We start from the raw sequence: 14,370 nt of genomic DNA, 5'->3' as shown, positions 1-14,370 counted from the left end.
TGCGCACCTCTAACCCCGGTATACTTGTTGTCGGGGGGGTTGGGCCGACCCCCCCCCCCCCCCCCCCACCGCAAGCGCCCCCAGTCGAGACGATGCGCTCGGCCGAGCCGCATTCGGCCTGCTCATCAAGGGCGCCCAGGATGGCCGTCACCGCTGCAGGGAGGCGGCGACAGCAGGTTCCTAGACCTTCAGCAACAGGTTCGGCGAACCCGTCCTGATGTCGGTCAGCTTGTTCGGCGTGGCCGCGCCGACCAGGGCGCTGCGCACCTGGGCGGGCGTCGCGGACGGGTTCGCGCTCAGGTAGAGCGCGGCCGCTCCGGCTACGTGCGGGGAGGCCATCGACGTGCCGCCCATGGACCGCGTGCCGGTGTCGGTGCTGTGCGAGGCGCTCAGGATGTCGCTACCGGGTGCCCAGATGTCGAGGCACCTGCCGTAGTTCGACGAGCCGGCCGTCCAGATCGAACGCTTGTCGGCTCGGTCCGACGCACCGACGGTGATCGCCTCCGGCGTGCGGGCCGGGGTGAAGTTGCACGCGTCCTGGCCGCTGTTGCCGCCCGCCAGCACGTAGGTGAAGCCCGCGCTGATCGAACGCCGGACGGCGTTCTCCAGCGTGCTGTTCGTGCCGCTGCCGCCGAGGCTCATGTTGACGACGCCGGGCTTCTTGCCGTTGGCCGTCACCCAGTCGATGCCGCGGATGATGCCGTCCCACGCGCCGCTGCCGTTGCAGTCGAGGACGCGGACGCCGACGAGCCGGGCCTTCTTCGCGACGCCGTAGGTCTTGCCCGCGACAGTGCCGGCGACGTGCGTGCCGTGGCCCTGGCAGTCCTGCGCGACGGCGTCGTTGTCGATGAAGTCGTAACCGTCGGAAGCGCGGCCCTCGAATTCGGAATGCGTTTTCCTGATTCCGGTGTCGAGAACGTACGCCGTCACGTTCGACGCGGTGTTCGGGTAGGTGTAGGACTGGTTGAGCGGCAGGTTCGCCTGATCGATCCGGTCGAGACCCCAGACGGGGTTCGACTGCGTCCCCTGGATCGTGGCGATCGTGTTCCGCTCGACGAATTGCACGTCCGGGTCGGCCGCGAGCCTGCGCGCCTGACGATCGGACATTCCGGTGACCGAGAACCCGTTCAGCGCGGCGCTGTAGGTGTGCTTGACGTCGCCCTGGTAGCGGGACGCCAACGCGCTGGCAGGGGTGCGCGCGCCGTCCTTCAGCACCACGATGTAGCTGCCCTCGACCACCTGCGTGCCCGCACCGGGCAGCACCGCTTGTTCGGCGATCGCGGTGGGCGTCCACATCGCTGTAGAAGCGATGCCCAATGCCGCCGCGATGGCGACATGACGCCGTAGAGCCATGGGTTCCTCCTGGCAGGGAATGAACTGGGGAACACCAAGAAACTAACGCGGCATGTGTGTCGGATAACAGGTTCGAAACTTCTGTTCTCAATACTGTCAAAACTGTGGCGCGCACAGCCGGTCACCCACAGTAGTATCCGACCGTGTCGGAGTTCGCGGAGGCGCTGACGTCGGCCGTGGAGGCGAGCGGCCTCAGCCTGGAGCGGATCCAGCACCACCTGGAGTCGCGCGGTGTGCAGGTGAGCCAGTCGACGTTGAGTTACTGGCGTCGTGGCCGCAGCCGCCCGGAACGCACGGAGTCGCTCGCGGCCGTCGCCGCTCTCGAGGAGATCCTCCAGGTGTCACCGGGTGCGTTGACGAGCAGGCTGGGGGACAGGAGACCGCGGGGCCGGTGGGTCGAGCGGGCCACCGCGCTGGAGGGCATCTGGCGCGACGCCGCGATCGACCTCGGCCGCGAGATCGCCCGCGTCGACAGGCTGCTGCCCGCCCCCGCGCGGTACGTCAGCGTGCGGGACCGGGTGATCATCGGACCGGACAGGCGCGAGATCGAGATACGCAGCAGCGCGGTGATCGAGGCGTTCGAGGACGGCGTCGACCGCATGCTGCTCGCCAAGACCGCTGACGAAACCGACCTCTCGCCCGGCGACATCACCGCCGAGAAGACCTGTCGCGTGGGCAGGGTCCGCAGGGACGAGGAGCGCAAGCTGCTCGTCGCGGAGATCATCCTCGACCGCGTGCTGCGTGCCGGCGAGACGGCCTTGGTGGACCTGCGGCTGATCTCCGACCCCGGCGCCGACAGCTCCTCGGCGGACCGCACGTTCCTCCGCACGCTGCGCAACTACGTGCTGGAGGTCGAGTTCCACCCCGAGGCCGTTCCCGTGCGCTGCCACAGCTTCAGCCGGTCGGGACCGGACGAGCCCGACGTGGAGACCGGCGAGCTGTGGATCGGCACCACCGCCGCCGCGCACCTGATGGTGCACGAAGCCCAGGCGGGCCACGTGCACGGCATCAAGTGGGAATGGGACTAGGGCCTGTATCGAAATCTGATCCGCGCCAGAAATCACCTCAAGCGCGACTCCCATCGAACCAGACTTCGATACAGGCCCTAGCTGGAGCAGCTCCACGTGGCACTCGGGATGCGCAGGAGGCAGGGTGGAAGTCATGGAGTACACCCAGCTCGGTCGCAGTGGCCTGTCCGTCTCCCGCCTGTGCCTCGGCACGATGAACTTCGGTCCCGAGACGTCGGAGGCCGACAGCCACGCGATCATGGACCGCGCCCACGAACACGGCCTGAACTTCTTCGACACGGCCAACGTCTACGGCTGGAAGAAGGGTGAGGGCGTCACCGAGAACATCATCGGCAACTGGTTCGCGAAGGGCGGCACCCGTCGCGAGCGGACGGTCATCGCCACCAAGCTCTACGGCAGCATGGGCGACTGGCCGAACGAGACCAAGCTGTCGGCGCTGAACATCCGCCGCGCCGCGGACGCGTCGCTCAAGCGCCTGCAGACCGACTACATCGACCTGTACCAGATGCACCACGTCGACCGGGACACGCCGTGGGACGAGATCTGGGAAGCCTTCTCCGTGCTGCGCCAGCAGGGCAAGGTCATCTACTTCGGCTCGTCCAACTTCGCCGGCTGGCACATCGCCCAGGCCCAGGAAGCGGCCCGCACGCGCGGGTTCCTCGGGCTGGTGTCCGAGCAGTCGATCTACAACCTGATGACCCGCTGGGTCGAGCTCGAGGTCCTGCCGGCGGCCAAGCACTACGGCCTCGGCGTGATCCCCTGGTCGCCGCTGCACGGCGGCCTTCTGGGCGGTGTGCTGCGCAAGCAGCGTGAGGGCGGCACGTCCCGCAGCGCCTCCGGGCGGTCCGCGGACGCGCTGGAGAAGTACCGCGACACGATCGACGCCTACGAGAAGCTGTGCGCGGAGATCGGGGAGGACCCGGCCAACGTCGGCCTCGCCTGGCTGCTGCACCAGGACGGCGTGACCGCGCCGATCATCGGGCCGCGCACGGCGGAGCAGCTCGACAACTCGTTGCGCGCCGCGGAGCTGAAGCTCGACGCGGACGTGCTGGCGAAGCTCGACGAGCTGTTCCCGGCGCCGGCTCCGAACGGGTCGAAGCCGGCGCCGGAGGCCTACGCCTGGTAGCTCAGTCCTCGAAGTCGTCGTCGTCGCGCGCCAGGAACGTGGCGAAGCGCTCGATCGGCGTCTCGAAGTCGGGGTTGGCGTCGACGAACTCCCGCAGCTTGTCGGCGAGCCACGCGAAGGTGACCTCCTCCTCGCCGCGCCGCTTCTCGAGCTCCTCGATGCCGCGATCGGTGTGGTACATGGCGGAAACTCCTGTGAGGTTCTGTAGAAAACGAGCCGCCGGACCCAAGGGATCCGGCGGCTCGTTCGTGTCGTGCGGGGCCTAGTCGAACGCGCGCGTGATGATCTCGCGCTGCTCGACCTCGTGCACCTTGCTCGAACCGGCCGACGGGGCGGCCATCGGGCGGCGCGACACGCGGCGGACGGTGCCCAGGTGCTCGGGCAGCAGCTCCGGCAGGGCCAGACCGTAGAACGGCCAGGCACCCTGGTTCGCCGGCTCCTCCTGCACCCAGCGGACGTCCTTCGCGTTCGGGTAGCGCTCCAGGGTCTCGGTCAGCTTGCGGGCCGGGACCGGGTAGAGCTGCTCGACGCGCACGATCGCCACGTCGCCGCCGCCGCGCTTCTCACGCTCGGCGTGCAGCTCGTAGGAGATCTTGCCGCTGCACAGCAGGACCTTCGTGACCGCGTTCGGGTCCTTGATGGTCGGGTCGTCCATCACCGAGTGGAAGCGGTCGTTGATGAACTCGTCCGTGCCGCTGACCGCTGCCTTGAGGCGCAGCATCGACTTCGGCGTGAACACCACGAGCGGCCGGTCGACGCCGTCGAGGGCGTGGCGGCGCAGCAGGTGGAAGTAGTTCGCCGGCGTCGACGGCACCGCGACGGTCATGGAGCCCTCGGCGCACAGCTGCAGCCAGCGCTCGATGCGGCCCGACGTGTGGTCGGGACCCTGGCCCTCGTGGCCGTGCGGCAGCAGGATCACGACGTCGGAACGCTGACCCCATTTGGCCTCACCGGACGAGATGAACTCGTCGATGATCGGCTGCGCGCCGTTGACGAAGTCACCGAACTGCGCCTCCCACAGGACCAGTGCCTGCGGGTTCGCGACCGAGTAGCCGTACTCGAAGCCGAGCGCGGCGAACTCCGACAGCACCGAGTCGTAGACCATGAACTTGCCCTGGTCCGGCGACAGGTTCTGCAGCGGCGTGTAGTCCTCGCCCGTCTTGCGGTCGATCAGGGTCGCGTGGCGCTGCACGAACGTGCCGCGGCGCGAGTCCTGGCCGGCCAGGCGGACGTTGCGGCCCTCGATCGCGAGCGAACCGAAGGCGAGCAGCTCGGCGAACGCCCAGTCGATGCCGCCCTCGCGCGCCATCTTGGCGCGGCGGTCGAGCACCGGCTTGACGCGCGCGTGCGGCGTGAAGCCCTCCGGCAGGTTCACGTGGGCGTCCGCGATGTGCTCCAGCACCTCGCGGGAGATGCCCGTGGGCAGCTTCGCCGGGATCTGCTGCTCGGCCTCCACCGACGGGCTGACCGTCACCGGGTGCTTCTCGAGCTCGCGGACCTCGTTGAAGACGTGCTCCAGCTGGCTGGAGAAGTCCTGCAGCGCCTTCTCGGCCTCTTCGACGGTGATGTCGCCGCGGCCGATCAGGGACTCGGTGTAGGTCTTGCGCACCGAGCGCTTCTGGTCGATCACGTCGTACATCGCCGGCTGCGTCATCGAGGGGTCGTCGCCCTCGTTGTGGCCGCGGCGGCGGTAGCAGACCATGTCGATCACGACGTCCTTGTGGAACGCCTGGCGGTACTCGACGGCCAGCTTCGCGACCCAGTAGCAGGCCTCGGGGTCGTCGCCGTTCACGTGGAAGACCGGCGAGCCGATCATCTTCGCGACGTCGGTCGAGTACTTCGAGGACCGCGAGTGCTCCGGTGCCGTGGTGAAGCCGACCTGGTTGTTCACGACGATGTGGACGGTGCCACCGGTGCGGTAGCCGCGCACGAGCGCCAGGTTCAGCGTCTCGGCGACGACACCCTGACCGGCGAACGCCGCGTCACCGTGCATCGCGACCGGCAGGACGGGGAAGAAGTCGCCGCCCTTGTCGATCATGTCCTGCTTGGCGCGGACGATGCCTTCGAGCACCGGGTCGACGGCCTCGAGGTGCGACGGGTTCGCCGTCAGCGACACCTTGGTCTCGCCGTCGCCGAACATGCGGAAGTACTTGCCCTCGGCACCGAGGTGGTACTTCACGTCGCCCGAGCCGTGCGCCTGACCGGGGTCGAGGTTGCCCTCGAACTCGCGGAAGATCTGCGAGATCGGCTTGCCGACGATGTTCGCGAGGACGTTCAGGCGGCCGCGGTGCGGCATGCCGATGACGACCTCGTCGAGCTCGTGCTCGGCGGCCTTGTCGAGCACCGCGTCGAGCAGCGGGATGACGGTCTCGCCGCCCTCCAGCGAGAAGCGCTTCTGGCCGACGTACTTCGTCTGCAGGAACGTCTCGAAGGCCTCGGCGGCGTTCAGCTTGCTGAGGATGTACTTCTGCACGGTGGCCGGCGGCTTCTCGTGCGGAACCTCGACGCGCTCCTGGATCCAGCGGCGCTCTTCGGGCTCGAGGATGTGCATGTACTCGACGCCGACGGTGCGGCAGTACGAGTTGCGCAGCACGCCCAGGATGTCGCGGAGCTTCATCCGCTCCTTGCCGGCGAAGCCGCCGACCGGGAACTCGCGGTCCAGGTCCCACAGCGTCAGGCCGTGGCTCAGCACGTCCAGGTCGGCGTGCGAGCGCTGGCGGTAGTTCAGCGGGTCCGTGTCGGCCATCAGGTGGCCGCGCGTGCGGAACGCGTCGATCAGCTCGATGACGCGCGCGGTCTTGTCGACGGCGCCCTCGGGGATGTCGGCGACCCAGCGGATCGGCTCGTAGGGCAGGCGCAGCGACGCGAAGATCTCGTCGTAGAAGCCGTCCTCACCGAGCAGCAGCTGGTGCACGCGCTTGAGGAACTCGCCCGACTCGGCACCCTGGATGATGCGGTGGTCGTACGTGCTGGTCAGCGTGATGATCTTGCTGACGCCCATGTCGGTGAGCGCCTGCTCGCTGGTGCCCTGGAAGTGCGCGGGGTACTCCATGGCGCCGACGCCGATGATCGCGCCCTGACCTGCCTGCAGCCGCGGCACCGAGTGGTTCGTGCCGATCGTGCCGGGGTTGGTCAGCGAGATCGTGGTGCCGGAGAAGTCGTCCGCGGTGAGCGACCCGGCGCGGGCCTTGCGGATCAGGTCCTCGTAGGCCTGCCAGAACTGCGTGAACGTCATGTTCTCGCAGCCCTTGACCGACGCGACGACCAGCGTGCGGCTGCCGTCCTTGCCGGGCAGGTCGATCGCCAGACCGAAGTTCACGTGCTCCGGCGTGACGACGAACGGCTTTCCGTCCACCTCGGCGTAGTGCCGGTTCATGTTCGGGTAGGCCTGCAGCGCCCGGACCACCGCGTAGCCGATGACGTGCGTGAAGGAGACCTTCCCGCCGCGCGTCCGCTTCAGGTGGTTGTTGATGACGATGCGGTTGTCGGCCAGCAGCTTCGCGGGCACGGCACGCACGCTGGTCGCGGTCGGAACGGTGAGCGAGAGCTCCATGTTCTTCGCGATGGCGGCGGACGCACCGCGCAGCTGCTTCTGCTCGGGCTGCGCGCTCGGCTTGACCGGGGCGGCCTTGGCGGCCTGCTGCGGTGCGGGCTTGCCGGTCTGCGGCAGCGAGGCCGCGGACTTCGGCGGCGCGGCGGCCGGCTTGGGTGCGGCGGCGGGCGCGGGCTTGCCGTTGTCCGCGGCCGGCGGCGTCACGGTGGCGGTCGTGGTGGCCGTGGAGCCACCCGCGCCGGCCGTGGAGGCGGTGCCGTTGCCGCCCGCCCGCTTGTAGTCGGCAAAGAAGTCGTGCCATGCCGGGTCTACGGATGACGGGTCCGCGAGGAACTGGTCGTACATTTCCTCGACGAGCCATTCGTTCGGCCCGAACTGTGACGCAGGACTGCTGCTGGACACGGCTGGCGCTCGCCTCTATCCATCTCGCTCTTGGTGTTGACTCATGCGGTAGTCAGGTTAGTCCCCCTGGCCCGGGCCTTCACACGCTGGAGGCACATGGCAAGGAGTGCTCTGTCACAGGATCGATCAGGACGGCCCTGTCGTCACCCGCAGTTGAGCAGTTCTTGATGTGCGTCTCACGTCGTCTCCTCCCTTCCGATCAACGCTCACCGAGCCGTCGGACGGGCATACGCGCCGGGAGCACTGATCAGTTCACGATAGGTACATCGCGGCCGCCCTGCGGATTGATCTTGTCCGGCCCGATCCGGTTCAGCCCAGTGAACGCCGGATCGACGCCGCTATCGCGCCGACGAAGCGGGTTCTGGTGTCGTCGGGCGTCCGGTCCAGCGACAGGTACGGGTTCAGGTCTTCCAGTTCGACCAGCAGCAGGTCGCCCTGCCGGGTGCGGCAGGCGTCGACGCGCTGGACGCCGTGGGCCATGTCGTTCCAGTCGACGAACCGCTGCGCGAACTCCAGGTCCTCCCGGCTCGGGACGTACGGGCGGAGTTCCCAGCGCTTCGCCGGGTCCGGTGCGTTCAGGGCGTACTGGAAGTCGTGGTCCACGAAGTAGAACGAGACCTCGTACCGGAAGTCGATCCTCGGCTGGACGAGGACGTCGGCCCCGGCGCGGGCCTTGCTCTCCAGGTTGACCAGGAGATCGTTCACGGACACGAACTCCAGACCGTGGGAGTCGGCTCCGGCTTTGGGCTTCACGACGTACTCGGTCGCCCGGGGGAGGCGGTCGAGGTCGTCCGCGGCGCCGAACGTGGGGATGACCGGGAAGCCCGCTCCGGTCAGGTCGATCAGGTACTGCTTGCCCGCCATGTCGCCCTTGCCGGTGAGCGGGTTGTAGACGCGCTGGCCCGTGGCCTTCGCCTGCTCGCGGAAGTGGTGGTAGGCGGCGGCGTGGTCGATGACCGGGCCGCTGTTGCGGATCACGACCGCGTCGTGGCCCGGCATCAGGGCGGCGGCGTCCTCCGGGTGGCAGATGGCCAGGTCGAAGTGCCGTCTCAGGTGCGAGGTCAGGTAGATGTCCTCGTCGCAGTAGCGGCGACCTCTGGCCGGGTAGGCCAGGTTGGAGACGTAGAGGATCGAGGGGCGTGAGGGCACGGCGGTGGACTCCTTTGGCCGCGTCGGTCCGGGAGTTGGTTTCTACGCGACGGCGTGAGGTCGGGACGAGGGTTCGTGGCGGGGGCCACGGGTTCGTGCTTGCGCACGGTCGCGTCCCCGCCATCGCCTTGACGGCACCGCGTAGCGCCGTGTGTGCGGGCGGTTACGCGGCTTCGGGTGTGCCGCCGTGGCGCCACAGACGGGCGTAGGTGCCGTTGGCCTGCAAGAGGTCGGCGTGGGTGCCCTGCTCGATCACCCGGCCGTTGGCCAGGACGACTATTCGGTCGGCCCTTGCCGCGGTGGCCAGGCGGTGGGCCACCACGAAGGTGGTCCTGGCGCCGGCGAGGTGGTCGCTGGCGGCCAGCACCGCGGACTCCGTGGCCGGGTCCAGTGCCGCTGTCGCCTCGTCCAGGAGTAAGAGGTCGGGGTTGACCAGTTCCGCTCTCGCCAGGGCCACGAGCTGGCGCTGCCCCGCGGAGAGGTGGTTGCCCCGTTCGCCCACCGGCTGGTGGAAACCGTTCTGGAGGGTGGCCACCATCGGGAGGGCGCCGACGGCCTCGGTGGCCTGCTGGATCTCTTGTTCCGTGGCCGCGGGGCGGCCGTAGGCGACGTTGGAGGCCAGGTCGCCGCCGAAGAGGTGCGCTTCCTGGGGGACCACGCCGAGGCGCTGGCGGTAGGCGGAGAGGTCGTAGGCGCGGACGTCCACGCCGTCCACCAGGACCGTGCCCTCCGTGGCGTCGTAGAAGCGGGCGATGAGTTTGACGAGGGTCGACTTGCCCGCGCCGGTCTCGCCGACGAGCGCGACGGTCTCGCCCGGCTTGACGTGGAGCGTGACGTCGTCCAGCGCCGGGGACTCGGCTCCCGCGTAGGTGAAGGAGACGTTGCGGAGCTCCACCTCGCCCTTCAGGCGGGGTGGGACCTCGACCGGGTGCGACGGTGGTTCGACCGTGCTGGGGGTGCGGAGCAGGTCGCCGATCCTGCGCAGGCCCACCCTCGCCTGCTGGTAGCCGTCGAAGACGCCGGAGAGCTGCTGGATCGGGCTGAAGAACAGGCCCAGGTACAGGAGGAACGCCAGCAGGACACCCGGCGTCATGGTGCCCGCCGCCACCCGGTGGGCACCCACGGCCAGGACCACCGCCTGGGCCACGCCGGAGAGCATCGCCACGAACGGGAAGTAGGTGGCGATGTAGCGCTGGGCTCGCAGGCGGGTGCGGCGGTAGGCGTCGCTGCGTTCGGCGAAGGCCTCGGCCGAGCGGCGCTCCCTGGTGTAGGCCTGCGAGACGCGCAGGCCCGAGACGTTCTCCTGGAGGTCGGCGTTCACCGCGCTGACCCGCTCGCGGGCCTCCGCGTAGGCGGTGGAGGAGAGGCGTTGGAAGAGCACCGTGGCGGCGGCCAGGACCGGGAGCACCGAGAGGGCGATCAGGGCCAGCGAGGCGTCGGTGACGACCAGGGCGGCGGTGATGCCGACCACGGTGACCAGGCTGATCACAGCGGTGACGAGACCGGTCTGCAGGAACGTCGAGAGGGCGTCGACGTCCGTCGTCATCCTCGTCATGATGCGGCCGGCCATCTCGCGCTCGTAGTAGTCGAGGCCGAGGCGTTGCAGGTGGGCGTAGCTGCGGACGCGCAGCAGGTAGAGCAGGCGCTCGCCCAGGCGCGCGGCGAAGACGGTGCTGCCCGCCGTGGTCAGCCAGCCGACCACGACCAGGCCGACGCCCAGCACCACGGCCTGCCACAGCGACGACTCGGCTCCGCCCACCACGCCGCCGTCGATGCCGAGGCGCACGAGCGAGGGCATGCCCATGCCGACCAGCGCGTCCAGCACCACCAGCGCCGCCACACCGCCCAGGGCCCAGCGGACCGGGCGCAGCAGGCGGGCGAGGCGGAAGGCGGGGTCGGGGGCGCGCGGGTCCTCGCCGTGCAGGACCGGGACCTCGGTGGCCGGGGGCAGCGAACGGACCTGGGCCAGCAGCTCGGGGGTGGGAGGGCCGCCGGCCAGCGCCGCCATGCCGCCGCCCGCGCCACCTCCGCCGCTGCCGCCACGCCGGCCGGGCGCGGCGGAGGTGGAGACCTTCGCCTCGGCGATCAGGCGCTCGTCGAGGTCTTCCTGCGACAGCTTCGGCCACAGGTCGCCGGTTGTGGCCGGCGCGGCGGACTCGATCGCCTCGCCCGGCCCCGCCAGCAGGTCGCGGTAGAGGGCGCAGCGCTCGGTCAGCTCGGCGTGCGTGCCGACGTCGACCACGCGGCCCGCGTCCAGCACGGCGATCCGGTCGGCCAGGGAGAGCGTCGAACGCCGGTGGGCCACCAGGAGTGTCGTGCGGTCGGCCGTGACCGAGGCGAGCGTCGCGTGGATCGCCGCCTCCGTCGCGTTGTCCACCGCCGACGTCGCGTCGTCCAGCACGAGGATGCGCGGATCGGAGAGCAGGGCGCGGGCCAGGGCGACGCGCTGGCGCTGGCCGCCGGACAGGGTGAGGCCCCGCTCGCCGACCACCGTGTCGTAGCCGAGCGGCAGCGCCTCGATGAAGTCGTGGGCCTCCGCGGCCTTCGCGGCGCGCTCGACCTCCTCGCGGGAGGCGTCGGGGCTGCCGTACGCGATGTTCGAGAACACCGTGTCGGAGAAGAGGAAGGCCTCCTCGAACACCACGCCGACCGCACCGCGCAACGACTCCAGCTTCAGCGTGCGCACGTCCGCGCCGCCGACCCGGACCGAGCCGCTGTGCACGTCGTAGAAACGCGGCAGCAGCAACGACACCGTCGACTTGCCCGAACCCGCGGTGCCCACGAGCGCCAGCGTCTCGCCCGGCTCGACCGAGATCGAGAAGTCCTTCAGGACGGGCTCGCTGCGGGCGTAACCGAAGGACACGCCGGAGAACGAGACACCGAGCGGGCCGGACGGCACCTCGCCGGGACCGTCCGTCACGTCCGGCTGCGAGTCGATCAGCTCGTAGACCCGCTCCACGCCGGCCCTGGCCAGCTGGGCGGACACCATCAGGCTCGACAGCAGCCGCGTCGGGCCGACGAGGTTCGCCACGTACGTCGTGAAGGCGAGGAACGTGCCGAGCGTGACCTGGCCGTGCAGCGCCAGCCAGCCGCCGAGGCCCAGCACCGCGACCTGGCCGAGCAACGGCAGCGCCGTCACGGTCGCGAGCGGCTTCGACGACAGCCGGGCGGCGCGCATCCGTTCCGCGAACAGGAACTTGGCGTGCTTCTCCAGCCGGGCGACCTCACGCGCCTCCTGGCCGAAGCCCTTCACCACGCGGACACCGGTGACGGTCTCCTCGACGTGCTGCGCCAGGTCCGCGGCCCGCTGCTGCGCCGACCACGTGGCGGGGAACAGCGTGAGCCGGGTGCGGCCGGCCAGCCACGCCACCAGCGGCAGCACGATCACCGCGATGATCGTCAGCGGGATCGACAGGTAGATCATCGCCGCCAGCGCGGCCAGTGCGAACACCACCGTGCCCACGGCCAGCGGCGCCATCATCAGCAGCGACTGCACCAGCTGCAGGTCGGTGATCGAGCGCGACACGATCTGCCCGGTGCGCAGCTCGTCCTGCTTCGCCCCGTCGAGCCGCTGCACCGCCGAGAACACGCCGAGCCGCAGGTCGTGCTGCACGCCCAGCGCCAGCCGCCCGCCGAGGTAGCGCCGCAGGAACGCCGACCCGAACGTCAGCAGCTCCAGCACGACCAGCGCCACCATCAACGGCCACAGCCGATCGGTGCGGCCGCCCGTCGAGTCGTCGATCGCCGTCTTGAGCAGCAACGGCCCCGCCGCCTGCAGACCCACGCCGACGACCGCGGCGAGGACCGACAGCACCACCAGGCGGGGGTGCTGCCAGCACGCTGCGGTCAGTCGGCGGATCCAGCCCTTCGTCACGGAACCCACACTACGGTCGGGGTCCGACATAAAAGTGTGACGTCAGGAACCGCAGGTCAGGTGATGTCCTTCTGGGTCATCCGGGCCCAGCCGCCCCCGAACGCGGCCGCGACCCAGGCGAAGAAGATCAGCCCGGACAGCCACCACGCCTGCGCGCCGCCCGCTCCCGCGACGACCCGCAGCCAGTAGACGCCCTCCTCCGGCACCACGCCCGCGTCGGCCAGGAAGAGGTCGACCGCGACCGACCCGGTCAGGCCGTCCACCGACCCGTTCGGCAGGAACCCGACGGCCGTCTCCGGCACGCCCGAGATCCGGAGCCCGAGCTGCAGCGCGTTCTCGATCACCAGGAAGTACATGATCAGCAGCACGACCACGCCGGCGGAGTTCGGGATCAGCGCGCCGAGGCCGACGCCGAACATGGTCATGAGGATCGAGGACAGCACGCAGACCAGGGCGAGCATCGCCCAGCCGCCCGCGTCGGGCATCTGCCCCGAGTTGCTGGTGAGGACGATGCCGAGCGCGACGAACCCGATGATCGCGAGGCCGTAGATCGCGCCCCAGAGCGCGTAGACCATCAGCTTGGCCGCCATCGCGTGCACCCGCGACGGCGCGGTGAGGAACGTCGTCGTGATGGTCCGCGTGCCGACCTCGCCGGCGACCGCCATGGCCCCGAAGATCAACGGGAACATCGTGGCCAGGTTGATGGTCCGCCCGATGCCGAGCAGCGAGAACTTCCACTGGTCCGGCGTCACGCCGAGCGCGTCGGATAGCTGCTCCGCCTCGGAGGACGAGAAGACCTCGACGATCGACTGGCCGAGCAGGCCCGACAGCAGGCCACCGCCCAGCGCGACCAGCACGGTCGGGATGAGCAGCGCCCACCACAGCGTGGTCGTCGTGGTCTTGCGGAGCTCCGCCTGTACGAGGTCGCCCATCAGGCCCAACCACCCTGCTGCTGCTGGTACGGAGCCGGCGCGTGCCCGGCGAACTGGCCGCTGGTGAGCCGGAAGAAGATCTGTTCCAGGTCCGCCTGCTCCTCCTGGATGCCGTAGATCGACACGCCCGCGCGCAACGCGGTGTCCGCGACCTGCTTGGCGTCCACTCCGGACACGGCGAGACGGCCGTCCGGCAGCTGCTCGAGCGCCTGCACACCGGCTTCCCGCAACGCGGTCGCGAGGGCGCCGACGTCCGACGGCTGCACGAAGACGCGGCGTTGTTGTTGCTGGCGAAGGTGGTCCAGCGGCCCGTAGTACATCGTCTGCCCGCGCGACACGATCACGACCTGGTCGACGGTCTGCTCGACCTCGGCCAGCAGGTGGCTCGAGATCAGCACGGTGCGGCCCATGCGCGCGAACGACTGCAGGAAGTTCCGCAGCCACGCGATGCCCTCGGGGTCCAGGCCGTTCGCCGGTTCGTCGAGGACCAGCACCTGCGGATCCCCGAGCAACGCGGTGGCGACGGCCATGCGCTGCTTCATGCCCAGCGAGAACCCGCCGACGTTGCGGTCGGCGGCGGTGCCCAGGCCGACCAGGCCGAGGACCTGGTCCGCCTGCGCGTCCGGCACGCCGATCGCCGCCGCGTACACGCGCAGGTGGTTGCGCGCCGTCCTGTTCGGGTGGAACCCCTGCGCCTCCAGCACCGCGCCCACCACGCGGCCCGGCTGACCGAGTTGGTGGAACGGTCTCCCGTTGATCGTCGCCGTGCCGCTCGTCGGCTTCACCAGTCCCAGCAGCATTCGCAGGGTCGTCGTCTTGCCCGCGCCGTTCGGGCCGAGGAAGCCCGTCACGCTGCCGGGTGACACGGTGAAGCTCAGGTTCTGCACCGCGGTCACCGAACCGAACTGCTTGGTCAGGTTCTGGACCGCGATGAGGCCGCTGCCGTCATGCAT

9 protein-coding genes are annotated in these 14,370 nt (G+C 69.8%); 2 read left to right on the top strand and 7 right to left on the bottom strand.

Annotation, left to right across the window (positions count from 1 at the left end):
* Window positions 1-180: 180 nt before the first annotated feature.
* A complete protein-coding gene (locus tag ORI60_RS19330; protein ID WP_266038938.1) occupies window positions 181-1,296 on the bottom strand; it encodes a S8 family peptidase in 1,116 nt (371 codons plus the stop codon).
* A gap of 200 nt (window positions 1,297-1,496) precedes the next feature.
* Here ORI60_RS19330 and ORI60_RS19325 point away from each other — a divergent pair, with 200 nt between their 5' ends.
* On the top strand, window positions 1,497-2,381 hold the full coding sequence (locus ORI60_RS19325) for a hypothetical protein (protein ID WP_266038937.1): 885 nt from the start codon (window positions 1,497-1,499) through the stop codon (window positions 2,379-2,381).
* Between the two features lie 133 nt (window positions 2,382-2,514).
* Complete coding sequence (locus ORI60_RS19320) at window positions 2,515-3,507, top strand: aldo/keto reductase (RefSeq protein ID WP_266038936.1); 993 nt, start codon at window positions 2,515-2,517, stop codon at window positions 3,505-3,507.
* 1 nt (window position 3,508) lies between these two features.
* Here the strand turns inward: ORI60_RS19320 and ORI60_RS19315 are convergent, their stop codons facing one another.
* The 6 genes from ORI60_RS19315 to ORI60_RS19290 form a co-directional block, all read right to left on the bottom strand.
* The gene (locus ORI60_RS19315; RefSeq protein WP_030471325.1) at window positions 3,509-3,688 is read right to left on the bottom strand and encodes a DUF6104 family protein; all 180 of its coding nucleotides are present in this window, start codon (window positions 3,686-3,688) and stop codon (window positions 3,509-3,511) included.
* Window positions 3,689-3,769: 81 nt separating this feature from the next.
* Window positions 3,770-7,462 carry a multifunctional oxoglutarate decarboxylase/oxoglutarate dehydrogenase thiamine pyrophosphate-binding subunit/dihydrolipoyllysine-residue succinyltransferase subunit gene (locus ORI60_RS19310; protein WP_266038935.1) on the bottom strand — a complete coding sequence of 1,231 codons (3,693 nt, stop codon included), beginning with the start codon at window positions 7,460-7,462 and terminating at the stop codon, window positions 3,770-3,772.
* Window positions 7,463-7,771: 309 nt separating this feature from the next.
* Entirely contained in the window at window positions 7,772-8,611 is an 840-nt protein-coding gene (locus ORI60_RS19305) for a hypothetical protein (RefSeq protein WP_266038934.1), read from the bottom strand.
* A 163-nt stretch (window positions 8,612-8,774) separates the two neighbouring features.
* Complete coding sequence (locus ORI60_RS19300; RefSeq protein WP_266038933.1) at window positions 8,775-12,515, bottom strand: ABC transporter ATP-binding protein; 3,741 nt, start codon at window positions 12,513-12,515, stop codon at window positions 8,775-8,777.
* A 26-nt stretch (window positions 12,516-12,541) separates the two neighbouring features.
* On the bottom strand, window positions 12,542-13,417 hold the full coding sequence (locus tag ORI60_RS19295; RefSeq protein WP_266038931.1) for a hypothetical protein: 876 nt from the start codon (window positions 13,415-13,417) through the stop codon (window positions 12,542-12,544).
* A complete protein-coding gene (locus ORI60_RS19290) occupies window positions 13,417-14,370 on the bottom strand; it encodes an ABC transporter ATP-binding protein (protein ID WP_266038929.1) in 954 nt (317 codons plus the stop codon). Before ORI60_RS19290 ends, ORI60_RS19295 begins: the two co-directional genes overlap by 1 nt.

The organism is Lentzea sp. NEAU-D7, assembly GCF_026242055.1.
Taxonomy (GTDB): Bacteria; Actinomycetota; Actinomycetes; order Mycobacteriales; family Pseudonocardiaceae; genus Lentzea.
This window is presented reverse-complemented; position numbering and strand designations above follow the sequence as displayed.